20 protein-coding genes are annotated in these 21,963 nt (G+C 61.8%); 15 read left to right on the top strand and 5 right to left on the bottom strand.

Annotated features, from left to right (window positions below):
- Positions 1-50: 50 nt before the first annotated feature.
- The 5 genes from AZSI13_RS10415 to AZSI13_RS10395 all read right to left on the bottom strand — a co-directional run bounded on the left by AZSI13_RS10415 (position 51) and on the right by AZSI13_RS10395 (position 4,281).
- Complete coding sequence (locus AZSI13_RS10415; protein ID WP_109041104.1) at positions 51-710, bottom strand: HAD family hydrolase; 660 nt, start codon at positions 708-710, stop codon at positions 51-53.
- Entirely contained in the window at positions 703-1,401 is a 699-nt protein-coding gene (gene ubiG, locus AZSI13_RS10410) for a bifunctional 2-polyprenyl-6-hydroxyphenol methylase/3-demethylubiquinol 3-O-methyltransferase UbiG (RefSeq protein WP_109041103.1), read from the bottom strand. Before ubiG ends, AZSI13_RS10415 begins: the two co-directional genes overlap by 8 nt.
- 129 nt (positions 1,402-1,530) lie before the next feature.
- On the bottom strand, positions 1,531-2,172 hold the full coding sequence (gene ompA, locus AZSI13_RS10405) for an outer membrane protein OmpA (protein ID WP_109041102.1): 642 nt from the start codon (positions 2,170-2,172) through the stop codon (positions 1,531-1,533).
- A gap of 81 nt (positions 2,173-2,253) precedes the next feature.
- Positions 2,254-3,585, bottom strand: a complete 1,332-nt coding sequence (locus tag AZSI13_RS10400; RefSeq protein WP_109041101.1) for a TRZ/ATZ family hydrolase — start codon at positions 3,583-3,585, stop codon at positions 2,254-2,256.
- A 48-nt stretch (positions 3,586-3,633) separates the two neighbouring features.
- Positions 3,634-4,281 (bottom strand): OmpA family protein, encoded by a 648-nt coding sequence (locus AZSI13_RS10395; protein WP_235609731.1) that lies wholly within the window; start codon positions 4,279-4,281, stop codon positions 3,634-3,636.
- Positions 4,282-4,548: 267 nt separating this feature from the next.
- Between AZSI13_RS10395 and gyrA the strand changes: the two genes are divergently transcribed.
- The 15 genes from gyrA (at position 4,549) to rfaE1 (ending at position 21,955) form a co-directional block, all read left to right on the top strand.
- Positions 4,549-7,173 (top strand): DNA gyrase subunit A, encoded by a 2,625-nt coding sequence (gene gyrA / locus AZSI13_RS10390; protein WP_109041099.1) that lies wholly within the window; start codon positions 4,549-4,551, stop codon positions 7,171-7,173.
- Positions 7,173-8,291: a 3-phosphoserine/phosphohydroxythreonine transaminase gene (serC, locus tag AZSI13_RS10385; protein ID WP_109041098.1), complete on the top strand. Its 1,119-nt coding sequence runs from the start codon at positions 7,173-7,175 to the stop codon at positions 8,289-8,291. The genes gyrA and serC overlap by 1 nt, the downstream gene beginning before the upstream one ends.
- A gap of 4 nt (positions 8,292-8,295) precedes the next feature.
- Positions 8,296-9,423 (top strand): prephenate dehydratase, encoded by a 1,128-nt coding sequence (gene pheA / locus AZSI13_RS10380; protein WP_109041097.1) that lies wholly within the window; start codon positions 8,296-8,298, stop codon positions 9,421-9,423.
- 66 nt (positions 9,424-9,489) lie between these two features.
- Entirely contained in the window at positions 9,490-10,362 is an 873-nt protein-coding gene (locus AZSI13_RS10375; RefSeq protein ID WP_109041096.1) for a prephenate dehydrogenase/arogenate dehydrogenase family protein, read from the top strand.
- A 48-nt stretch (positions 10,363-10,410) separates the two neighbouring features.
- Positions 10,411-12,345: a bifunctional 3-phosphoshikimate 1-carboxyvinyltransferase/cytidylate kinase gene (locus tag AZSI13_RS10370; protein WP_109041095.1), complete on the top strand. Its 1,935-nt coding sequence runs from the start codon at positions 10,411-10,413 to the stop codon at positions 12,343-12,345.
- Positions 12,346-12,548: 203 nt separating this feature from the next.
- On the top strand, positions 12,549-14,258 hold the full coding sequence (rpsA, locus tag AZSI13_RS10365) for a 30S ribosomal protein S1 (protein ID WP_109041094.1): 1,710 nt from the start codon (positions 12,549-12,551) through the stop codon (positions 14,256-14,258).
- A gap of 78 nt (positions 14,259-14,336) precedes the next feature.
- Positions 14,337-14,639, top strand: a complete 303-nt coding sequence (locus AZSI13_RS10360; protein WP_109041093.1) for an integration host factor subunit beta — start codon at positions 14,337-14,339, stop codon at positions 14,637-14,639.
- Positions 14,640-14,722: 83 nt separating this feature from the next.
- Complete coding sequence (locus tag AZSI13_RS10355) at positions 14,723-15,046, top strand: lipopolysaccharide assembly LapA domain-containing protein (protein ID WP_109041092.1); 324 nt, start codon at positions 14,723-14,725, stop codon at positions 15,044-15,046.
- A complete protein-coding gene (lapB, locus tag AZSI13_RS10350) occupies positions 15,043-16,212 on the top strand; it encodes a lipopolysaccharide assembly protein LapB (RefSeq protein ID WP_201262351.1) in 1,170 nt (389 codons plus the stop codon). Before AZSI13_RS10355 ends, lapB begins: the two co-directional genes overlap by 4 nt.
- Positions 16,213-16,256: 44 nt before the next feature.
- Positions 16,257-17,582, top strand: coding sequence for a UDP-glucose/GDP-mannose dehydrogenase family protein (locus tag AZSI13_RS10345; protein WP_109041091.1), 1,326 nt, complete (start codon positions 16,257-16,259; stop codon positions 17,580-17,582).
- A 9-nt stretch (positions 17,583-17,591) separates the two neighbouring features.
- Complete coding sequence (gene rfbB / locus AZSI13_RS10340) at positions 17,592-18,653, top strand: dTDP-glucose 4,6-dehydratase (RefSeq protein WP_109041090.1); 1,062 nt, start codon at positions 17,592-17,594, stop codon at positions 18,651-18,653.
- Complete coding sequence (rfbD, locus tag AZSI13_RS10335) at positions 18,640-19,569, top strand: dTDP-4-dehydrorhamnose reductase (protein ID WP_109041089.1); 930 nt, start codon at positions 18,640-18,642, stop codon at positions 19,567-19,569. Before rfbB ends, rfbD begins: the two co-directional genes overlap by 14 nt.
- Positions 19,559-20,449 (top strand): glucose-1-phosphate thymidylyltransferase RfbA, encoded by an 891-nt coding sequence (rfbA, locus tag AZSI13_RS10330; RefSeq protein ID WP_109041088.1) that lies wholly within the window; start codon positions 19,559-19,561, stop codon positions 20,447-20,449. The genes rfbD and rfbA overlap by 11 nt, the downstream gene beginning before the upstream one ends.
- The gene (rfbC, locus tag AZSI13_RS10325) at positions 20,446-20,994 is read left to right on the top strand and encodes a dTDP-4-dehydrorhamnose 3,5-epimerase (protein ID WP_109041087.1); all 549 of its coding nucleotides are present in this window, start codon (positions 20,446-20,448) and stop codon (positions 20,992-20,994) included. Before rfbA ends, rfbC begins: the two co-directional genes overlap by 4 nt.
- A gap of 13 nt (positions 20,995-21,007) precedes the next feature.
- Positions 21,008-21,955 (top strand): D-glycero-beta-D-manno-heptose-7-phosphate kinase, encoded by a 948-nt coding sequence (gene rfaE1, locus AZSI13_RS10320; RefSeq protein ID WP_109041086.1) that lies wholly within the window; start codon positions 21,008-21,010, stop codon positions 21,953-21,955.
- Positions 21,956-21,963: the final 8 nt, after the last annotated feature.

The following is a 21,963-nucleotide window of genomic DNA, read 5'->3' as shown; positions in this document are numbered from 1 at the left end:
TATGCGGTAGATCGGCCTTTCGGCCAGAAGTTCCTAACGCGACACGAATTCTAGCACGGCAGGCCGAGAAGACCGGGAATTTCGCAGGGGTGGTCGATGAGATGGTGGGCACCCCAGTCTTCGGGGCGACTGGCGGTACCCAGATAGCCCCAGCGCACGGCGACGGTGGTCATGGCGCAGGCATTGCCGGCCTGGACGTCTCGCACATCATCTCCCAGGTAGAGGCAGGCCTGCGGGGAGAGCCGAATCTGCTGTGCTGCCAGCAGCAGGGGGTCTGGGGCTGGTTTGGGGTGGGGCGTCGAGTCGCCACCGACAATACAGGCACAACGCCGGGCCAGACCCATTTTCTCCAGCAGGAGGTGGGTGAGGTGCAGGCTCTTGTTGGTGACAACGCCCCAGGGGATGCTGTGGCGTTCCAGCTCTTCAAGTGCGGCGGCCATGCCGGGAAAAAGCACGGTCTGATGACAGATTCCAGCCTCGTAATGGGCCAGGAAGCGGGCGTATGAGGCCGGGTAGGTTGGATGGTCGGGAAGAAGTCCCATGCCTTCCCGGAGCAGTCCGCGGCCCCCCTGGGAGGTGTGGGGGCGCAGCAAATCGAGAGGCAGGGGAGGGAGGTGGTGTTCCTCGCGCACCCGGTTGAGTGCGGCGCCCAGGTCGGGCGCCGTATCGGCCAGGGTACCGTCCAGATCGAAGAGGACGGCGTCAGGCATTGCGCACGGTGCGCATGAGGTAGTTCACCGAGGTGTCGCGGCCCAGAGTGTATTGCTGGGTCAGGGGGTTGTAACTCATGCCGATGAGTTCGCTGACCTCAAGGTCGGCAGCCTTGCAGTGGCGAGAGAGTTCAGAGGGCTTGATGAACTTGGCGTAGTCGTGGGTGCCCTTGGGGAGCAGTTTGAGCAGGTATTCGGCACCAATCACCGCGAAGAGATAAGCCTTGGGATTGCGATTTAGGGTGGAGAGGAATACCTGGCCGCCGGGCTTCACCAGTCGGGCGCAGGCAGCCACCGTGCTGGCTGGGTCGGGAACGTGTTCCAGCATTTCCAGGCAGGTGACGGCATCAAAGGTTCCGGGTTCCTGGGCAGCGAGTTCTTCGGCGGAAATGTGGCGATAGTCAACGCTGCGGCCACTTTCCAGCAGATGTAGTTTGGCGACACCCAGCGCTTTTTCCGATAGGTCGATACCGGTGACCTGGGCGCCGCATTCGGCCATGCCTTCACTCAGCAGGCCGCCTCCACAGCCAACATCCAGGACCTTCTTGCCGGCCAGGCTGACGTAGTCGTCAATCCACTGCAGGCGCAGCGGGTTGATGTCGTGGAGCGGCTTGAATTCGCTCTTCGGGTCCCACCAGCGGTGGGCCAGGTCACTGAATTTCTGGAGTTCGGTGGGGTCGGCGTTGATCATGGCGGTATGACGCAGAAAATTATCAGATGCGGTAATCAGGTAATGGGGCAGGTGCGAGGAGCGTTGAAGCTCAGCGTTGAAAGAAAAAAGCCCTGCTAATGCAGGGCTTTTTCGAGGAACGGGCCAGTATTACTTGGTACCGATCACTTCGATTTCAACGCGACGGTCAGGTTGCAGGCACTCGATCAGGGCCTTGGTCTTCTTTTCGCTCTTGCCGCACTTGTCGCCGGTCACGGGCTGCTTTTCGCCCTTGCCTTCGGTGTAAACGCGGTTGGCTTCGATGCCCTTGCTCACCAGGTATTCCTTAACGGCGGCAGCGCGACGCTCGGACAGCTTCTGATTGTAAGCATCCTTACCGATACGGTCAGCATGACCCACGGCGATGATCACTTCCAGGTTGATGGCCTTGGCCTTGGTCACCAGTTCGTCCAGCTTGGACTTACCTTCAGCGCGCAGCACAGCCTTGTCGAAGTCGAACAGGGCGTCGGCGGACAGGGTGATCTTGGCAGAAGCGGGCTTCACGCCGGCAGCGTCGGCAGCCTTGGCGGTAGCGGCCTTGACCAGATCGGGATCGCACTCGGCGATGGCGGCGGCGGGGGTCCAGTAGCCGGTGCGCCAGCAGAGGCCGAAACCGCTACGGGCAACTTCGTTACGGACGTCGGTCAGATAGGCACTCTTGTCGGTGGTTTGGGCTTGGGCCACGGTGGCGCCCAGGCTCAGGCCGGCGGCAAGCAGAACCAGCAGGGACTTTTTGGCGAATTTGTTGGTCATCTCTCATTTACCTCGTGTTCGTGAAAGGCAGCTGAATCAGCAACGGCGCAACCCTTATTTTTCCATGGGCTTGGCCCGAGACTAATCTCGAATTTTATTCTGCCATACTTTCGCCAGCCTGATCAAATCATTTTTCCCAATTCCGCACAGGGAGCCATTCTCCACCCGTAATTGGCCTGCAACCCAGACGTGGGATACGTGTTCCCTGCCCGCCGCATGGATGGCGTGGGATGCAGGGTCGTAGCAGGGGGCGAGTTCAGGGTGTTGTAGGCCGATGGCGCAGAGGTCGGCAGCCTTGCCGGTTTCGATGGAGCCGATTTTTTCCTGAAGTCCCAGGGCCTGGGCGCCATTGAGCGTGGCCATGCGTAGCGCGACATGGGCGCTCATGACCCGTGCATTCCGGCTGCTGCCCTTGGCCAGTAGGCAAGCCAGGCGCAACTCCGAAAGGAGATCGAGGCGGTTGTTGCTGGCGGCACCATCGGTGCCGATTCCGACATTGATTCCAGCCTGCAGCATGGCGGCAACCGGTGCTATGCCACTGCCCAGCTTGAGGTTGGAGGCCGGGCAGTGGGCGATGGAGCAGTTGTGCGCAGCCAAGATCTGGATTTCGTCTGGCAGCAGATGGACGGCATGGACGGCGATAAGGCTGGGGCTGAGGAGCCCCAACCCTTGTAGGCGCGCTACCGGGCGGACACCGTACTGGGTCAGGCTGCCCTGGATTTCATCTTCCGTCTCGTGAAGATGGAGATGAATCGGAATATCCAGTTGTTCCGCCAGGGTCAGGACCCGCTCGAAGGTGGCGTTGCTGACCGTATAGGGGGCGTGGGGCGCGAGGCAGAAGGACAGCAGGGGTTCGTCCCGCAGGGCGTCCCGGGTTGTCAGGCCCTTGTCCAGATAGTCTTCGGCATCGCTGGCATAGGCGTTGGGGAAATCCAGGACCACCAGCCCCTGGGCGCTGCGGATGCCCATTTCCACGGCTGCTTCGGCTGCCTCCCGGGGGAAAAAGTACATGTCGCTAAAGCAGGTGGTTCCACTGCGCAGCATTTCCGCCGCGGCCAGACGAGTGCCGTCCCGGACGAATTCCCGGGAAACAAAGCGGCTTTCGGCGGGCCAGATATGTTCCTGCAGCCAGGTCATGAGCGGTTGGTCGTCGGCCAGACCGCGCAGTAACGTCATGGCGGCATGGGTGTGTAGATTGACGAGACCGGGGATAAGAAGTTGCTCTCCCAGTTGAACGGTCTTCGCTGGAGACAGTTCCTCACGGGCGGCGCTCTGGGGCAGGACGGCAACAATCTTGCCATCGGTGATGGCTACCGCGTGGTTTTCAAGGGTGATGCCGGCGGGCTCGACCGGAATGATCCAGCGTGCTTCGATAAGCAGGTCGACGGGGCGGGGTGGGGTGGAAAATGTCATCGAAAATAAAAAGCCCCGCCAGGATGGCGGGGCTGAAGATGGGAAGAGTTACTTGGCGGTGCCCTTGACTTCAATCACCACCCGGCGGTTGGGCGCCAGGCAGGTAATGAGTTTCTGGCGGGGCTGGCTGTCATCGCATTTGACGCCCTGGGCCGGCTGCGTCTTGCCGGCGCCCATGGTGTCCACCGTGTCAGCCGGAACGCCCTGTTTGAGCAGGTGGGCCTTGACTGCGTCAGCGCGCTTTTCGGAGAGCTTCTGGTTGTATTCCTGGCTGCCCAGGCGGTCGGTGTGGCCGGTAATCATGACCATGGATACCGAGGCACAAGAGGCCAGCTTGCCTACCACGTCGCTGTCGAGGCGCTTGCGGGCAGCGGCTGTCAGGGTGGCCTTGTTGAAGGCGAAAAGCTCGTCACTCTGCAGGGTGGTGGTGAAGTCGCACTTCTTCGGCGCGGCAGCAGCAGCAGCGGGCGCTGCGGCGGCGGCCGGGGCTGCCTTGACCAGGTCGCCATCGCATTCGGCTATGGCGGCGGCCGGCGTCCATGAACTGGTGCGCCAGCAGAGGCCGAAGCCGCTCTTGGCAACGACGTTGCGCGTATCCGTGAGATAGGCGGCGGTAGGGGTTTGGGCCAGGGTCTGGGTGGCGCCAGCGATGGCGCCCAGGGCGGCAATGGCAGCGATGAGTTGGTGTTTTTTCAAGATTTGTCCCTCCTCGTGGGGTTTGCTTTGGGTGGCGGCCTTGTCTGGCCTTTTGTGCCGGGCATTGCACATACGGCAATGTATGGGCGATTTAACCAAAGATTGGCAGCGCATACAACCGCTGTCGGCCAGGGCTTTCCCTATTCCTTCAGAATATTCCGCCGGGCGGGGCCGCGCCTGCCGGGCGGGTGGCCGGCGTGCTAGAATCCCACCCTTTATTTCCACCGGATACCCTCCCAGTGCCGCCCCGGCGGCCGCCCGAGACCTATGGATCAATTCGCCAAAGAAACCCTGCCAATCAGCCTCGAAGAGGAAATGCGCCGTTCCTACCTGGATTACGCCATGAGCGTGATCGTCGGCCGGGCGCTGCCGGATGTGCGGGATGGCCTCAAGCCCGTGCATCGCCGGGTGCTGTTTGCCATGCATGAACTGGGCAACGACTGGAACAAGGCCTACAAGAAGTCCGCCCGTATCGTCGGTGACGTCATCGGTAAGTACCACCCCCACGGCGACACGGCGGTGTACGACACCATCGTGCGCATGGCCCAGGACTTCTCCCTGCGCTACATGCTGGTTGATGGCCAGGGCAACTTCGGTTCGGTGGACGGCGACAACGCTGCCGCCATGCGGTACACGGAAGTGCGCATGGCCCGCATCGGGCATCAGCTGCTGGAAGACATCGACAAGGAAACCGTCGACTTCGGCCCCAACTACGACGGCTCCGAACAGGAGCCCCTGATCCTGCCGGCCCGTATTCCCAACCTGCTGATCAATGGCTCTTCCGGTATCGCCGTGGGTATGGCGACCAACATCCCGCCCCACAACCTGAACGAGGTGGTGGCGGCCTGTCTGGCCCTGCTGCAGAACCCGAACCTGACCATCGACGAGCTGATCGACATCATCCCGGCCCCCGACTTCCCCACCGCCGGCATCATCTACGGCATCGTCGGTGTGCGCGAGGGCTATCGTACCGGCCGTGGTCGGGTGGTGATGCGGGCCAAGACCCACGTCGAAGACCTGGACAAGGGCAACCGTCAGGCCCTGATCATCGACGAGCTGCCCTACCAGGTTAACAAGCGCACCCTGCTGGAAAAGATCGGTGAGCTGGTCAACGAAAAGCGCATCGAAGGCATCTCCGACCTGCGGGACGAGTCCGACAAGTCCGGCATGCGGGTGGTGATCGAGCTGAAGCGGGGCGAGATGCCCGAAGTGGTCCTGAACAACCTGTTCAAGATGACCCAGCTGCAGGACACTTTTGGCATGAACATGGTGGCCCTGGTGGACGGCCAGCCGCGCCTGCTCAACCTGAAGCAGATGCTCGAATGCTTCCTGGCCCACCGCCGCGAAGTGCTCAATCGCCGCACCGTCTTCGAATTGCGCAAGGCCCGGGAAAAGGCCCACACCCAGGAAGGCCTGGCCGTGGCCCTGGACAATGTGGACGAGATCATCGCCCTGATCAAGGCTGCGCCTACTCCGGCCGATGCCCGCCGCGAGCTGATGGCCCGCATGTGGGTTTCCGCCACCGTCACCGAAATGCTGGCCCGGGCCCGCCTGGATGCCACCCGTCCCGAAGGTATCGCCCCCGAGTACGGCCTCTCCGCCCAGGGCTATCGCCTTACCGAAGCCCAGGCCCAAGCCATTCTGGAATTGCGCCTGCAGCGCCTGACCGGCCTGGAGCGGGACAAGATCGTCGCCGACTACAAGGAACTGCTGGAAAAGATCGCCGATCTGATGGACATCCTGGCTCGCCCCGAGCGTGTCACCGAGATCATCGGCGAGGAACTGACCGCCATCCGCGACCAGTTCGGCGACGAGCGTCGCTCCGAGATCGTGACCTATGCCCAGGACCTGGGTATTGAAGACCTGATCACGCCCCAGGACATGGTGGTGACCCTGTCCCACACCGGCTACATCAAGTCCCAGCCCCTGGCCGACTACCGGGCCCAGCGCCGCGGCGGCCGCGGCAAGCAGGCCGCCGCCATCAAGGATGACGATTTCGTCGATCACCTGTTTGTGGCCAATACCCACGATTACATCCTCTGCTTCTCCAATCGGGGCCGCGTCTACTGGCTCAAGGTCTATGAAGTGCCCCAGGGCAGCCGCATCAGCCGGGGCAAGCCCATCGTGAACATGTTCCCGATGGAAGAGGGCGAGCAGATCAACGCCATCCTGCCGGTGAAGGAATTCGCCGACGACAAGTACGTCTTCATGTGCACCGTCCAGGGCACCGTGAAGAAAACCTCTCTGGCCAATTTCTCCAATCCCCGCAAAGCCGGCATCATCGCCGTGGATCTGGATGAAGGCGACTACCTGATCGGCGCCGACCTCACCACCGGCAGCAGCGACATCGTGCTGGTCTCCGATGGCGGCAAGGCCGTGTGGTTCGGCGAGGACCAGGTGCGCCCCATGGGCCGCCAGTCCCGCGGCGTGCGCGGCATGATGCTGCAGGAAGGTCAGAGCGTCATTTCCCTGTTGGTGGCCGAGAGTGAAGAAGAAACCGTGCTGGTGGCCACCGAGAACGGCTACGGCAAGCGCACCCGCCTGGGCGACTTCCGTCGCTCCAGCCGCGGCACCCAGGGCGTTATGGCCATCGCCGCCAGCGAACGTAACGGCAAGATCGTTGCTGCCAAGCTGGTGACCGACGCCGACGAAGTCATGCTCATCACTACCGGCGGCGTGCTGATCCGCACCCGTGTGGCCGAGATCCGCGAACTGGGCCGGGCTACTCAGGGTGTCACCCTGATTTCCCTGGATGCGGGCGAGAAGCTCTCCGGTCTGGAAAAGGTAGCTGAAAGCGAAGGCGACGATGCCGAAGCCGGCGATGAGCTGGTGGAAGGCGAGGGCGCTGAGGCTGCCGATGGTGAAGCGGGCGGTAACGGCGAGGAGGCGTAATGCGCTTGTGGAATTTCAGTGCCGGCCCGGCGGCCCTGCCCGCCGAAGTGCTGGAGCAGGTGAAGGACGAGTTGCTGGATTGGCACGGCGCCGGTTGTGGCGTCATGGAAATGAGTCACCGGGGCAAGGAATTCATGTCCATCGCCCAGCAGGCCGAAGCCGACCTGCGGGAGCTGATGGGCATTCCGGCCAACTACAAAGTGTTGTTCCTCCAGGGTGGCGCCACCCAGCAGTTCGCCCAGGTTCCCCTGAACCTGCTCAATGGCGGCAAAGCTGACTATATCGTTACCGGCTCTTGGTCCAAAAAGGCATTGAAGGAAGCCCAGCGGGTATGTGGCGAGTCCTCCGTTCGCTGTATTGCCAATACTGAAGACAAGCAGGCCGTGGCGGATGGTTTCACTCGGCTGCCGGCACCTTCCGGTTTTTCGGTCAACGCCGATGCGGCCTATCTACATCTCTGCACCAATGAAACCATCCATGGTGTCGAGGTGCTGGATGAGGCAGCCTTCCTGGCGGGCGTGCCGGCCGGTGTGCCGGTGGTAGGGGATCTGTCCTCCCACATCCTTTCCCGCCCCATGGACGTTTCCCGTTACGCCATGATTTACGCTGGCGCCCAGAAGAACATCGGGCCCTCCGGCCTGACCCTGGCCATCGTTCGGGAGGATCTGCTGGGCAAGGCCGCGGCAGGGCTGCCGGAGGTCATGGACTATCAGGTCATGGCCAAGCACGATTCCATGCTGAACACCCCGCCGACCTTTGCCATCTACGTGGCCGGGCTGGTGTTCCAGTGGCTGAAGCGCATTGGTGGTGTGGCCGAGATGGGGCGCATCAATGCCGAGAAGGCGCGCCTGCTGTATGCCGCTATCGACGGTAGCAATGGTTTTTACCGTAATCCGGTGGATGTGGCCTGCCGTTCCCAAATGAATGTGCCCTTTACCCTGCACGATGCCGCCCTGGATGCAGATTTCCTGGCTGGGGCCAAGGATGCCGGCTTGCTGGCGCTAAAGGGGCACAAGTCCGTCGGCGGCATGCGGGCATCCATCTATAACGCCATGCCCCTGGATGGGGTCAGGGCCCTGGTGGCCTACATGGAAGATTTCGCCAAGCGCAAAGCCTGAAGCCATGAGCGATCAACAGAACAAGCCGAACCAGCAAAACCAGGATCTCCTGGCCGAACTGTCCGTGGTGCGTGCGGATATCGACGGCATCGATGCCCAGTTGCTGGAACTCCTCAATCGTCGCGCCCGCTGTGCCCAGCAGGTTGGTGAGATCAAGGCCCGCCATGGTGAGGCCGGTTTTATTTACCGTCCCGAGCGGGAAGCCCAGGTTCTGCGTCGTATCCAGGACATCAACCAGGGTCCCCTTTCCGGGGAAAGTGTCACCTGGTTCTTCCGTGAGGTGATGTCAGCCTGCCTGTCCCTGGAGCAGCCCCTGGGCATCGCCTTCCTCGGCCCCCTGGGGACCTTCTCGGAAAGTGCCGCCACCAAGCACTTTGGCCATGCTGCCCGGCTGTTGCCTCAGTCTTCCATTGACGACGTCTTCCGCGAAGTGGAAGCCAGCCACGCCCATTACGGTGTGGCGCCGGTGGAAAATTCCACCGAAGGGGCCGTCGGCCGGACGCTGGACCTGCTCCTTGGCACCTCCCTGAAAATCTGCGGCGAAGTGGTGCTGCGCATTCATCAGCATCTGCTGACCAATGCGCCGTCCCTGGAAGGTGTTACCAAGGTTTATTCCCATGCCCAGTCCCTGGCTCAGTGCCATGAGTGGCTGAACCGCAATCTGCCCAACGTGCCGCGCATCTCTGTCGGCAGCAATGCCCAGGCAGCCCAGATGGCGGCACAGGAAGAAGGCGCCGCGGCTATTGCCGGCGAGGCAGCGGCAGAGCGTTACAGCCTGCCCCGGCTGGCTGAAAGCATCGAGGATGAGCCCAACAACACCACCCGTTTTGTGGTGCTGGGCCGCCACGATGCCGGCCCTTCCAATCCGGGCAAGGACAAGACTTCCCTCATCATGTCCACGCCCAATAACACCGGGGCCCTGCACACCCTGCTGGTGCCCTTTGCCGATGCGGGGGTTTCCATGACCCGGTTGGAGTCCCGCCCCGCCCGCCATACCCTCTGGGAGTACGTCTTTTTCGTGGATGTGGATGGCCATCGGGAAGACCCCGGGGTCAAGTCCGCCCTTGAGGAACTGGGCCAGCGTGCTGCCTACCTCAAGGTGCTCGGCTCCTACCCTGTGGCCGTATATTGACCCCGTCATGGGGCGGAGCAGGTAGGTCGCGACAGTACTTCACGGGGCAGGCAACGAGGTAGGCATATGGCGGAATTTAACAAGGTAGTCATCTTCGGCGTCGGCCTCATCGGTGGTTCCTTTGCCCTGGGGCTCAAGGCTGCCGGGGCAGTGGATGAGGTGGTGGGCTTCGGGCGTAGCCCCAAGTCCCTGCAACAGGCCCTGGATCTGGGGGTGATTGACCGGGCCGGCATCAATCCGGCCCACGAGCTGCCTGACGCTGATCTGGTGCTGCTGGCCACGCCGGTCGGGCAGATGCCCGAGATCATGGCCCGCATCGCCCCCTATCTGGGGCCCGATACGGTGGTGACCGATGGTGGCTCGACCAAGGGTGATGTCGTGGCTGCCGCCCGTGCCGCCTTCGGCGGGCGTATCAGTCAGTTCGTGCCGGCCCATCCCATCGCCGGGGCGGAGAACTCCGGTGCCGCTGCTGCCCGTGCCGACCTCTACCGGGAGCGCAAGGTGGTGCTGACGCCCCTGCCGGAAAATTCAGTACTCAATGTGGCCAAGGTACGCTCTGCCTGGGAGTGGTGCGGTGCCCAGATGTTCGAGCTGACGCCGGCAGAGCATGACCGGGTCTTCGCAGCAGTTTCCCATCTGCCCCATCTGCTGTCCTTTGCCCTGGTGCACGACCTGGCCGTGCGGGAGAACAAGGACCTGTTCTTCACCTTTGCTGCCAGCGGCTTCCGCGACTTCACCCGCATCGCCGCCAGCCATCCGGAAATGTGGCGGGATATCTGCCTGGCCAACAAGGATGCCCTGCTGCTGGAGCTGGACAGCTATCGCGCCCAGCTGGACGAGCTGCACAATGCCCTGGCCGGCGGTGACGGCGCCCGCCTGGAAGAAATCTTCGATACTGCTCGCACCGCCCGCCGCGATTGGGCTGAAGGCAAGCACTAAACCCTGGGTGGCGGGCTCCACCGCCGTCCTTTCAAGATTGTTCTGATCATGGAATTCCTCGACCTCGCCCCCTTTCTTTCTGCTCGTGGCACAGTACGCCTGCCCGGTTCGAAGAGTATTTCCAACCGGGTCCTGCTGCTGGCGGCCCTGGCCGAAGGCGTCACCGAAGTACGTGATCTGCTTCATTCCGATGACACTGAGCGCATGCTGGAAGCCCTGCAGCAGCTGGGTGTCGGGGTGCTGTCCCTGGGGGATAACGCCTATCGGGTGAGTGGGGTGGGGGGGGCGTTTCCGGTCAAGGAGGCGGAGTTGTTTCTCGGCAACGCCGGCACCGCGTTCCGGCCCCTCACTGCCGCTCTGGCTCTGGCCGGTGGTCACTATGTCTTGAAGGGCGTGGCCCGCATGCATGAGCGGCCGATCGGCGATCTGGTGGATGGCTTGCGCCAACTGGGCGCCGATGTGCGCTACCTGGGTAACGAAGGTTTTCCGCCCCTGGAGATTTTCCCGTCCCAGATCCGCCCCGGTGGTGTTATCCCGGTACGGGGTGATGTTTCCAGCCAATTCCTTACTGCACTGCTCATGGCGCTGCCCCTGACCGGAGTGGAAACCCGGGTGGAAGTGGTGGGCGAGCTGATTTCCAAGCCCTATATCGAAATCACCCTGGCCACCATGGCCCGCTTCGGTGTTGAGGTGAAGCGGGAGGGCTGGCAAGCCTTCGTGGTGCCGGCCGGTGCCCGCTATGTTTCTCCGGAAACCGTCTATGTGGAAGGGGATGCCTCTTCCGCCTCCTACTTTCTCGCACTGGGGGCCATCGGTGGTGGCCCGCTGCGGGTTGAGGGGGTGGGTAAGGATTCCATCCAGGGCGACGTGCGCTTTGCCGACGCCCTGGCGTTGATGGGCGCTCAAATTGAAATGGGGCCCAACTGGATAGAATCCCGGGGCCCCGCTTCCGGCAAGCTTTGCGCCATTGATCTGGACTGCAACCACATTCCCGATGCGGCCATGACCCTGGCCACCGCCGCTCTCTTTGCCGAAGGCACTACGGTGCTGCGCAATATTGCCAGCTGGCGGGTTAAGGAGACAGACCGCATCGCTGCCATGGCCAAAGAACTGCAGAAGCTTGGTGCGGTGGTGGAGGAGGGGGCCGATTATCTCAAGGTGACACCGGTGCCTGCGCTGACGCCTGCGGCCATCGACACTTATGACGACCACCGCATGGCCATGTGCTTTTCCCTGGCCGCTTTTGCCACGCCCTTGCGCATCAATGATCCCAAATGCGTGGCCAAGACCTTCCCCGATTACTTCGAGCGCCTGGCGACGGTGACCTACAGCGTTCCGGTAATTGCTATCGATGGCCCCTCCGCTTCTGGCAAGGGGACAGTGGCGGCCCGGGTGGCGGCGGCTCTGGGCTTTGGCTATCTGGATTCTGGTGCCCTCTACCGATTGACTGCCCTGGCGGCCCGCCGGGCCGGCGTGGCCTGGGAGAATGAAGACCGTGTGGCGGAACTGGCGGCCGGGTTGAATGTGGTATTCAGCGAAGGTTCCATCCGCCTTGACGGAGAGGAAGTGGAGTCTGCCATCCGCACCGAGGAGATGTCCCAGGGGGCCTCCAAGGTGGCGGCGCTGCCGGCTGTCCGTGCCGCCCTGCTGTTCCGCCAGCGGGTCTTTCGCTGCGGCGCCGGCCTAGTGGGGGATGGCCGGGATATTGGCTCGGTGATCTTTCCCGATTCCCGGCTAAAGGTCTTTCTTACCGCCAGTGCTGAGGTGCGGGCGGAAAGGCGCTATAAGCAGTTGATCGAAAAAGGCTTCCCTGCTAACATGCAGGCCATTTTGCTGGATTTGCGTGAGCGCGACCGCCGCGATAGCGAACGGAGCGTGGCGCCCTTGCAGCAAAATGCGGATGCCGTCCTGCTGGATACCTCGGGGCTGACCATCGACCAGGCGGTCGACCAGGTCCTCGACTGGTACGGTTCGGCGTCCTGACTGGTGTCGCCGCTCCACGCCTCTGCCTCGTCAGCCTGACCGGAAACTCCCTTTCACGTTCGGACTCCTGGAAGAAGCGGGCCCTTTTTTTCTTTCGTTTTTATGGCATTCCTCCGGGAGTGCCAGCGAAAGGGAAGGCCGGAGCGGTGGCGGTGTTCAACCTTTTCCCGCCAGCTAGCACAGGCGGTTAGGGTACCTTTTCCATGACTACTGCTGCTTCCCCCATTTCCCAAGAATCCTTTGCCGCCCTGTTCGAGGAGAGCCTCTCCCGCCAGGAAATGCGTTCCGGTGAAGTGATCACCGCCGAAGTCGTGCGCGTCGACCAGAATTTCGTCGTCGTGAACGCCGGCCTGAAGTCCGAATCCTACATCCCCGTCGAAGAGTTCCTGAGCGACGCTGGCGAAGTCGAAGCCAAAATTGGCGACTTCGTGCAGGTTGCCATCGAACAGCTGGAAGACGGCTACGGCGAGACCCGCCTGTCTCGTGACAAGGCCAAGCGCATCGCCGCCTGGAACGATCTGGAAAAGGCCCTGAACGAAGGCACCCTGGTGACCGGCGTCATCACCGGCAAGGTCAAGGGCGGTCTGACCGTCATGACCAACAGCGTCCGCTCCTTCCTGCCCGGCTCCCTGGTCGACATTCGCCCCGTCAAGGACACCACTCCTTACGAAGGCAAGACCATGGAATTCAAGGTCATCAAGCTGGATCGCAAGCGTAACAACGTGGTCGTTTCCCGCCGTGCCGTCCTGGAAGAAACCATGGGCGAAGAGCGCGAGAAGCTGCTGTCCACCCTGCAGGAAGGCGCTACCGTCAAGGGTATCGTCAAGAACATCACCGACTACGGCGCCTTCGTGGACCTGGGCGGCATCGATGGTCTGCTGCACATCACCGACCTGGCCTGGCGTCGTGTGCGTCACCCCAGCGAAGTGCTGGCCGTGGGCGACGAAGTCACCGCCAAGGTACTCAAGTTCGACACCGAAAAGAACCGCGTGTCCCTGGGCCTGAAGCAGCTGGGCGAAGATCCGTGGGTGGGCATCTCCCGTCGTTACCCCTCCGGTACCCGTCTGTTCGGCAAGGTCACCAACCTGACTGACTACGGTGCTTTCGTTGAAATTGAACAGGGTATCGAAGGCTTGGTTCACGTCTCCGAAATGGACTGGACCAACAAGAACGTGCACCCCACCAAGGTTGTCCAGCTGGGCGACGAAGTGGAAGTCATGATCCTGGAAATCGACGAAGACCGTCGTCGTATCTCCCTGGGCATGAAGCAGTGCATGGCCAACCCCTGGGAAGAGTTCGCTCAGAACCACAAGAAGGGCGACAAGGTTTCCGGCCAGATCAAGTCCATCACCGATTTCGGCGTGTTCATCGGCCTGCCCGGCAACATCGACGGCCTGGTGCACCTCTCCGATCTGTCCTGGAGCGCCACCGGCGAAGAAGCCATCCGCAACTTCAAGAAGGGCGACGAAGTGCAGGCCGTGGTGCTGGCCATCGATACCGACAAGGAGCGCATCTCCCTGGGTATCAAGCAGCTCGAAGGCGACCCCTACACCAACTACATTGCCACCCACGAGAAGAACACCATCGTCCGTGCCGTGGTCAAGACCGTTGATGCCAAGGGTGCCGTGCTGCAACTGGAAGGTGACGTTGAAGGTTACCTGCGCGCTTCCGAGTTCTCCCGCGATCGTGTGGAAGACCTGTCCCAACTGGTCAAGGTCGGCGACGAACTCGAAGCCATGATCATCAATGTGGATCGCAAGTCCCGCAACGTGAACCTGTCCATCAAGGCCAAGGACCAGGCCGAGCAGCACGAAGCCATGCAGAAGTTCGCTTCCGAAAGCTCCGCCAGCTCCGGCACCACCAACCTGGGTGCCCTGCTGAAGGCCAAGCTGAACGGCTCCAACCAGGGCTAATTGCCTGGTTTCCTTCCGCCGGGAGACTCCTTCCGGCGGAAGGTGTTGTGTTTCCGAAGGGCTTTTAAGGCTTTAAGCATGACCAAATCCGAGCTGATCGTCCGCCTGGCCATGCGGTTTCCGCAACTGGTGGCGAAAGACGCTGATTTTGCGGTCAAGGAAATTCTCGATGCCATGACCGAGGCTTTGGCCCAGGGTGATCGTATCGAGATTCGGGGATTCGGCAGCTTTGCGCTGAACTACCGTCCGCCGCGAATGGGGCGTAACCCCAAATCAGGGGAAAAAGTCAGCGTTCCGGAAAAGTACGTTCCCCATTTCAAGGCCGGTAAGGAGTTGCGTGAACGGGTGGACCTGGGGCTGCTAGCCAGCCTGGGCGCCTGACGCTGACCTTGTCTCCGTCCTGTGGTAGATTGCGGGCGGCAACCTGGGGGTTGCCGCCTTTTTTATTGCTTGTAGGTAAGGCTATGCGCGTCCTGCTCTGGATCATCCGGCTGCTCATATTCATTTTTCTGCTCGGTTTTGCTGCCATGAACAGTGATCCGGTGAGTCTGCGCTTCTTCTTCGATACCCAGTGGCAGGCACCTCTGGTGATCATTCTCCTGGGCTTTTTTGCGGCGGGCACCCTGTTAGGCATTCTTGCCCTACTGGGTACGCTCTTTCATCTTCGCCGCGACTTGTCCCGTGCCCGCCGTGATCTGGAGCATGAGCGCTCCTTGAAGCCTGCGGCAAAGCCCGGACCTGTCACCGGTACCAATCCGCCTCCCGCCGGTGAGGCCGTGGCCCAATGATCGAATTTGAATATTGGCAGCTGCTGCTTTTCCCGCTGTTCTTTGTCCTCGGCTGGGCCGCTGCCCGCATCGATATCAAGCATCTGGTCAAGGAATCCCGGGCGCTGCCCCGTTCCTATTTCCAGGGGCTCAACTTTCTTCTCAACGAGCAGCCGGACAAGGCGATCGAAGCCTTCATCGAAGTGGTGAAAGTGGATCCCCAGACTGTGGAATTGCATTTCGCCCTAGGCAACCTGTTCCGTCGGCGGGGGGAAACCGAGCGTTCCATCCGCATGCACCAAAGCCTAATTGATCGTACTGACCTGGCGCCGGAACTAAAACTCCAGGCCCTCTCTGAACTGGGGCAGGATTTTCTCAAGGCAGGTCTGCTGGACCGGGCGGAAGAGGTCTTTGTTCGCCTGCGCGGCACTTCCCGGGACGAAGAGGCGAAGCGCAACCTGCTGGAAATCTACCAGCAGGAAAAGGATTGGCAGAAGGCGATTGCCATTGGCAAGGAAATGCCCGAGTACGCCACTCAGAAGGAAATTGCCAACTATTACTGCGAACTGGCTGCGGGGGAAATGATGAACTCCCGCCCGGATTCGGCGCGTCAATACCTGGATTCCGCTCTGGCCCTGCACCGCAATTGCGTGCGTGCTAGCGTCCTGCAGGGTGACTTGTTGCTGCAGGGAGGGGACTTGCCGGGTGCCATCGAAGCCTGGAAGCGCATCGAGAGTCAGAATCCCTCCTACCTCGCGATCGTCGCCCGCAAGCTCCAGGATGCCTATCTCGCCCAGGGGGAGCGGGATGCAGGTCTGCAACTGCTGCGCGGCTATCTCACCAGCTATCCCTCCCTCGATTTGCTTGATACGGTCTTCCAACTGGTGATGGAAGCCGAAGGGCCGGAGGGCGCTTATCGTCTGGTGCGGGATGAGTTGCGTCGCAATCCCACCATGCTGGGCCTCGATCGTCTGCTCGAAGCCCAGTTGGCCGGTACTCCGCCGGAAAAGCGCCAGGATATGGAGCTGGTGCGCAATCTGGTGCACAACCACACCCGTCGCCTGGCCCGCTATCGGTGCGATAATTGCGGCTTCAAGGCGCGCCAGTTCTACTGGCGCTGCCCAGCCTGCGGCGGATGGGAAACCTATCCACCCCGGCGTACGGAAGAATTCGACCTGATTCCCTGAGCCGGCCTGCGGCGGGGGGTCTGGCAATTTCCAGGGAGAATAATGTGAAAGTCACGGTTGTCGGGACCGGTTATGTCGGTCTCGTGAGCGGTACTTGTCTGGCCGAAGTCGGCAACGACGTTTTGTGCCTGGACGTGGATCCGGAAAAGATTCGCCTGCTTAATGATGGCGGAATCCCCATCTTCGAACCTGGGTTGCTCGACATGGTCCGGCGCAATGTAGCTGCCGGGCGTCTGCGTTTTACCACCGATGTGGCCCAGGCCGTGGCCCACGGCCTCATCCAGTTCATCGCCGTGGGTACCCCGCCGGATGAAGACGGCTCTGCCGATCTGCAATACGTTCTTGCCGCCGCCCGTAACATCGGCCGCCACATGGATGAATACAAGGTGGTGGTGGATAAATCTACCGTGCCCGTGGGAACTGGCGACAAGGTACGTGCTGCCATTGCCGAAGAGCTGCAGGCCCGGGGGGCGGATATCCCTTACAGCGTGGTTTCCAATCCAGAGTTTCTCAAGGAAGGCGCCGCCGTCGAAGATTTTATGCGCCCGGACCGGGTGGTGGTGGGGGCGGATGATCCCCGGGCCATCGAATTGATGCGGGCGCTCTATGCGCCGTTCCAGCGCAATCATGAGCGCCTCATCGTCATGGATGTCCGTTCTGCCGAACTCACCAAGTATGCCGCCAATGCCATGCTGGCCACCCGCATCAGCTTCATGAACGAGCTGGCCAATTTGGCGGAAAATATTGGTGCCGACATTGAGCAGGTCCGTCTGGGCATCGGTTCCGACCCCCGCATCGGCTACCACTTTCTCTATCCTGGCTGCGGCTACGGCGGCTCCTGCTTCCCCAAGGATGTCCAGGCCCTGCAGCGCACCGCCCGTCTCGATGCCGGGCTGGACCTGAAGGTGCTGAATGCGGTGGAGGAGGCCAACGACGCCCAGAAGCGCGTACTGGCAACCAAGGTCAAGACCCGCTTTGGCGCAGATCTCGCCGGCCGCAAGTTTGCCCTCTGGGGGCTGGCCTTCAAACCCAATACCGACGACATGCGGGAGGCCCCCAGTCGTTACCTGCTGGCTGATCTTTTTGCCGCAGGGGCCACGGTGGTGGCCTACGACCCCGTGGCCATGCATGAGGCCGGCCGGGTATTCCAGGGAGAATCCCGGCTGGAATTTGCTGACAGCCCCCTGGCTGCGCTGGATGGTGCCGATGCGCTGATCATCGTCACGGAATGGAAGGAATTCCGTAGCCCTGATTTCGAGGTCATCAAGGGCAAGCTCAAGCAGCCGGTGATTTTTGACGGGCGCAATCTCTACGAGCCGAAGCTGGTGCGTCAGCACGGTATCGACTACCAGGCCATCGGCCGTCCGTAAGGGAATAGCATGATTCTGGTCACTGGCGGCGCCGGCTTCATCGGCAGCAATTTCGTTATCGACTGGTTGGCGACGGGGAGCGAACCGGTCATCAACCTGGATAAGCTGACCTACGCAGGCAATCTGGAAAATCTGAAGGGACTTGAAGGCGATTCCCGGCACCGTTTTGTGCGGGGCGATATTGCCGACTACGATCTGGTCCTGCGCTTGTTGCGGGAAAATCAGGTACGGGCAGTGGTGAATTTCGCCGCCGAGAGTCATGTGGATCGTTCCATCCACGGGCCGGAGGACTTCATCCAGACCAATATTGTCGGCACCTTCCGCCTGCTCGAGGCCGTGCGGGCCTATTGGGGGGCGCTGGAAGGTGATGCCAAAGCAGCCTTCCGTTTCCTGCACGTGTCCACCGATGAGGTTTATGGTTCCCTGGACAAGGCGGATCCCGCCTTCACCGAGCAGCACCGTTACGAGCCGAACAGCCCCTATTCCGCCAGCAAGGCGGCCTCCGACCATCTGGTGCGAGCCTATCATCACACCTATGGTTTGCCGGTGTTGACCACCAATTGTTCCAACAACTATGGGCCTTACCACTTCCCGGAAAAGCTCATTCCCCTGGTCATTCACAATGCCCTGGCTGGCAAGCCCCTGCCGATTTACGGCGATGGCCAGCAGATCCGGGACTGGCTCTACGTGCAGGACCACTGCAGCGCCATCCGTCGCGTCCTGGAGGCCGGGCGCGTGGGTGAAACCTACAATGTGGGTGGCTGGAACGAAATGCCGAACCTGGAGGTGGTGCATACCCTGTGCGCCATCCTCGATGAATTGCGGCCCCGGGGGGATGAGTTGCCTTACGCCGCCCAGATCACTTTCGTGGCTGACCGGCCCGGCCATGACCGCCGCTATGCCATTGATGCCGGCAAGCTGGAGCGGGAACTGGGCTGGAAGCCGGCGGAAACCTTCGAGAGTGGCATTCGCAAGACCGTGCGCTGGTATCTGGACAATTCCCAGTGGGTGGCCAACGTGACTTCCGGCGCTTATCGGGAGTGGGTGGATCGTCAGTATGGGGTTGCCTGAGATGGCGGCACCGATTCTTCTCCTGGGTCGTGATGGCCAGGTGGGCTGGCAGTTGCAGCGTGACCTGGCGCCCCTCGGGCCTGTGGTAGCGCTGAATCGCCAGGGCTGCGATCTGGCTGACCTGGATCAGGTCCGGGCCGTGGTTCGGGAGTTGCGCCCGCAGGTGATCGTCAATGCGGCGGCCTACACCGCCGTGGATCAGGCGGAAGCGGAGCCTGATCTGGCTCGGTGCATCAACACCGATGCCGTGGGGCTGCTGGCGGAGGAAGCCAAGGCCCTGGATGCCCTGCTGGTCCATTACTCCACCGACTATGTATTTGATGGCAGCAAGGCCGAGCCTTATGCCGAGACCGACCTCACAGCGCCGTTGAGTGTTTATGGCCGTACCAAGCGGGGAGGGGAGGAAGCCATGCTGGCCGTCGGCGGCCGAGGCCTGATTTTCCGTACCAGCTGGGTCTTTGGTGCCCGGGGCAGAAACTTCGTCAAGACCATTCTGCGCCTGGCGAGTGAGCGGGATAACCTCAGCGTGGTAGCCGACCAGATCGGCAGCCCGACGCCCGCCGCCATGATTGCCACCGTCTCCGGGATGGTCCTGGCCCAGTTGCAGGGCGGCCGAGCCCAGCAGGGCTGCGAGTTGTACCACCTGGCGGCGGCCAATCCGGTGAGCTGGAACGGCTTCGCCCGGGCCATCGTTGCCACCGCCGGGAAGACGCCCGGTTTCGCCCTCAAACTGGGGCCCGAGGCCATTGCCCCTATTCCCAGCAGCGGTTACCCGTTGCCGGCGCCGCGCCCCCTCAATTCCCGTCTGGATTGCAGCAAGCTGGAGGACCGTTTCGGTCTGACCATGCCCGACTGGCAGCCCTATCTTTCCCGCATGATGCAGCTTCTTGCCCTGAAGGCCCAGAATGGCTACTAAACCCCGTAAAGGCATCATTCTCGCCGGCGGCTCCGGCACCCGGCTCTACCCGGCTACCCTGGCAGTATCCAAGCAACTGCTGCCGATCTACGACAAGCCGATGATCTACTACCCCCTGACCACCCTGATGCTGGCTGGTCTGCGGGACATCCTTATCATCTCCACGCCCCAGGATACCCCCCGCTTCGAGCAACTGCTGGGGGACGGCTCCCAGTGGGGGCTCAACCTACAGTACGCCGTGCAGCCCTCGCCGGACGGCCTGGCCCAGGCCTTTCTCATCGGCGAGGCATTCCTCGATGGTGCTCCGGCAGCCCTGGTGCTGGGGGATAACATCTTCCACGGTCACGATCTGGTGACCCTGGTACAGCGGGCCAACGCCCGGGATAGCGGCGCCTCGGTCTTTGCCTATCGGGTTCATGATCCGGAGCGCTACGGCGTAGTGGAGTTCGATGCCCAGCAGCGGGCCCTTTCCATCGAGGAAAAGCCGCTGCAGCCCAAGTCCCACTATGCGGTGACGGGGCTCTATTTCTACGACACCGATATTGTCCAGGTGGCCAAGGGCATCAAGCCTTCCGCCCGGGGCGAACTCGAAATTACCGACGTGAACCGCCATTACCTCGAGGCCGGCAAGCTCAACGTGGAAATCATGGGGCGCGGCTATGCCTGGCTCGATACCGGGACCCATGAATCCCTGCTGGAAGCCAGCCAGTTCATCGAAACCATTGAAAAGCGCCAGGGGCTGAAGGTGGCCTGCCCCGAGGAAGTCTCCTGGCGCCAGGGGTGGATCGACGATGCCGCTTTGGCAGCCCAGGCGGCAGCCCTGGCAAAAAATGGCTATGGCCAGTACCTGCTGGGCCTGCTCAAGGAGCGGGTGCTGTGAAAGTGCTGGGGACAGCCATCCCGGAGGTGCTGCTCCTCGAGCCCCGGGTTTTTGGCGATTCCCGGGGGTTTTTCATGGAAAGCTACAACCGGCGTACCTTTGCCGAGCTGACCGGGGTCAATGCTGATTTTGTCCAGGACAACCACTCCCGTTCCGCCAAGGGAGTTCTGCGGGGCCTGCATTACCAGATACGGCAACCCCAGGGGAAGCTGGTGCGGGTGGTGAGCGGTGCCGTGTTCGATGTGGCGGTGGATCTTCGACGTTCCTCGCCCACCTTCGGCCGTTGGGTCGGTGAGGTGCTGTCTGCCGAAAACCAGCGCCAGCTCTGGGTGCCGGCAGGATTTGCCCATGGTTTTCTCGTCCTCTCGGAAACTGCCGAATTTCTCTACAAGACGACGGATTACTACGCTCCCGAGCATGAACGCTGCATTGCCTGGAACGACCCGAAACTGAATGTGGTCTGGCCCCTGGAGGGGGCGGTGCCGTCCCTGTCGGCCAAGGATGCCCAGGGGCTGTCTTTCCGTGATGCCGAATTTTTCGATTGAATGCTGATTGCCTATGCAACAACTCCCTGATTTCTCCAAGGCCCGCCTGCTCGTCGTCGGCGATGTGATGCTCGACCGCTACTGGTTTGGCGATGTCTCCCGCATTTCTCCAGAAGCCCCGGTGCCGGTGGTCAAGGTGGAGCGTTCGGAAGAGCGCCCAGGTGGTGCCGCCAACGTGGCCCGCAACTGCGCTGCCCTGGGGGCGTCCGTGGGCCTGCTGTCCGTAGTGGGGGATGACGAGGCAGGCCGTATTCTCCGGCGCCAGATGGCTGATGGCGGCATTGCCGCATCCCTGCTTGCTGATCCGGCAATCGACACCACCGTCAAACTCCGGGTTATCGGTCGCCAGCAGCAGCTACTGCGCATCGATTTCGAGACCAGCCCCTCCCACGAAATCCTGCAGGCCAAGCTGGCGGAGTTTGAGCAACGGCTTGAAGGGGTGGATGCAGTGATTCTTTCGGATTACGGTAAGGGTGGCCTGGCCCATATCGGTCAGATGATCAACATGGCCCGGGCAGCAGGCAAGAAGGTGCTGGTGGACCCCAAAGGGGATGATTACGCCCGTTATCGCGGGGCCACCGTGTTGACGCCCAATCGTTCCGAATTCCGCCAAGTGGCGGGAAGCTGGCGGGATGAGGCCGAGCTGGAACGCAAGGCCCGGCAGTTGCGGCAAGAACTGGAACTTGACGCCCTTCTGGTGACTCGGAGCGAAGAGGGAATGAGCCTCTATCAGGCCGCCGAGACTTTCCACCAGCCGGCCCAGGCTCTGGAAGTCTTCGACGTCTCCGGTGCCGGCGATACGGTGATTGCTACCTTGGCAGCCATGATCGCCAGTGGCGCGTCCTGGAGCGATGCCATTCGCCTGGCCAATCTGGCGGGAAGTATCGTGGTGGGCAAGCTCGGTACCGCCACCGTCAGCCGGGAAGAATTGTCGGCCGCCCTGGCGGCGGCCACCAACTAAGGAACCCC

The sequence above is a fragment of the Azospira sp. I13 genome (assembly GCF_003112695.1).
GTDB lineage: Bacteria > Pseudomonadota > Gammaproteobacteria > Burkholderiales > Rhodocyclaceae > Azospira.
Note: the sequence above shows the minus strand (reverse complement) of the source record. Positions and strands in the feature narration are given on the sequence as shown.

Bases quoted from the DNA above. Each gene is read 5' to 3' on its own strand.
- AZSI13_RS10415 (WP_109041104.1), bottom strand. From the start codon at position 710: ATGCCTGACGCCGTCCTCTTCGATCTGGACGGTACCCTGGCCGATACG.
- ubiG (WP_109041103.1), bottom strand. From the start codon at position 1,401: ATGATCAACGCCGACCCCACCGAACTCCAGAAATTCAGTGACCTGGCC.
- ompA (WP_109041102.1), bottom strand. From the start codon at position 2,172: ATGACCAACAAATTCGCCAAAAAGTCCCTGCTGGTTCTGCTTGCCGCC.
- AZSI13_RS10400 (WP_109041101.1), bottom strand. From the start codon at position 3,585: ATGACATTTTCCACCCCACCCCGCCCCGTCGACCTGCTTATCGAAGCA.
- gyrA (WP_109041099.1), top strand. From the start codon at position 4,549: ATGGATCAATTCGCCAAAGAAACCCTGCCAATCAGCCTCGAAGAGGAA.
- serC (WP_109041098.1), top strand. From the start codon at position 7,173: ATGCGCTTGTGGAATTTCAGTGCCGGCCCGGCGGCCCTGCCCGCCGAA.
- pheA (WP_109041097.1), top strand. From the start codon at position 8,296: ATGAGCGATCAACAGAACAAGCCGAACCAGCAAAACCAGGATCTCCTG.
- AZSI13_RS10375 (WP_109041096.1), top strand. From the start codon at position 9,490: ATGGCGGAATTTAACAAGGTAGTCATCTTCGGCGTCGGCCTCATCGGT.
- AZSI13_RS10370 (WP_109041095.1), top strand. From the start codon at position 10,411: ATGGAATTCCTCGACCTCGCCCCCTTTCTTTCTGCTCGTGGCACAGTA.
- rpsA (WP_109041094.1), top strand. From the start codon at position 12,549: ATGACTACTGCTGCTTCCCCCATTTCCCAAGAATCCTTTGCCGCCCTG.
- AZSI13_RS10360 (WP_109041093.1), top strand. From the start codon at position 14,337: ATGACCAAATCCGAGCTGATCGTCCGCCTGGCCATGCGGTTTCCGCAA.
- AZSI13_RS10355 (WP_109041092.1), top strand. From the start codon at position 14,723: ATGCGCGTCCTGCTCTGGATCATCCGGCTGCTCATATTCATTTTTCTG.
- lapB (WP_201262351.1), top strand. From the start codon at position 15,043: ATGATCGAATTTGAATATTGGCAGCTGCTGCTTTTCCCGCTGTTCTTT.
- rfbB (WP_109041090.1), top strand. From the start codon at position 17,592: ATGATTCTGGTCACTGGCGGCGCCGGCTTCATCGGCAGCAATTTCGTT.
- rfbD (WP_109041089.1), top strand. From the start codon at position 18,640: ATGGGGTTGCCTGAGATGGCGGCACCGATTCTTCTCCTGGGTCGTGAT.
- rfbA (WP_109041088.1), top strand. From the start codon at position 19,559: ATGGCTACTAAACCCCGTAAAGGCATCATTCTCGCCGGCGGCTCCGGC.
- rfaE1 (WP_109041086.1), top strand. From the start codon at position 21,008: ATGCAACAACTCCCTGATTTCTCCAAGGCCCGCCTGCTCGTCGTCGGC.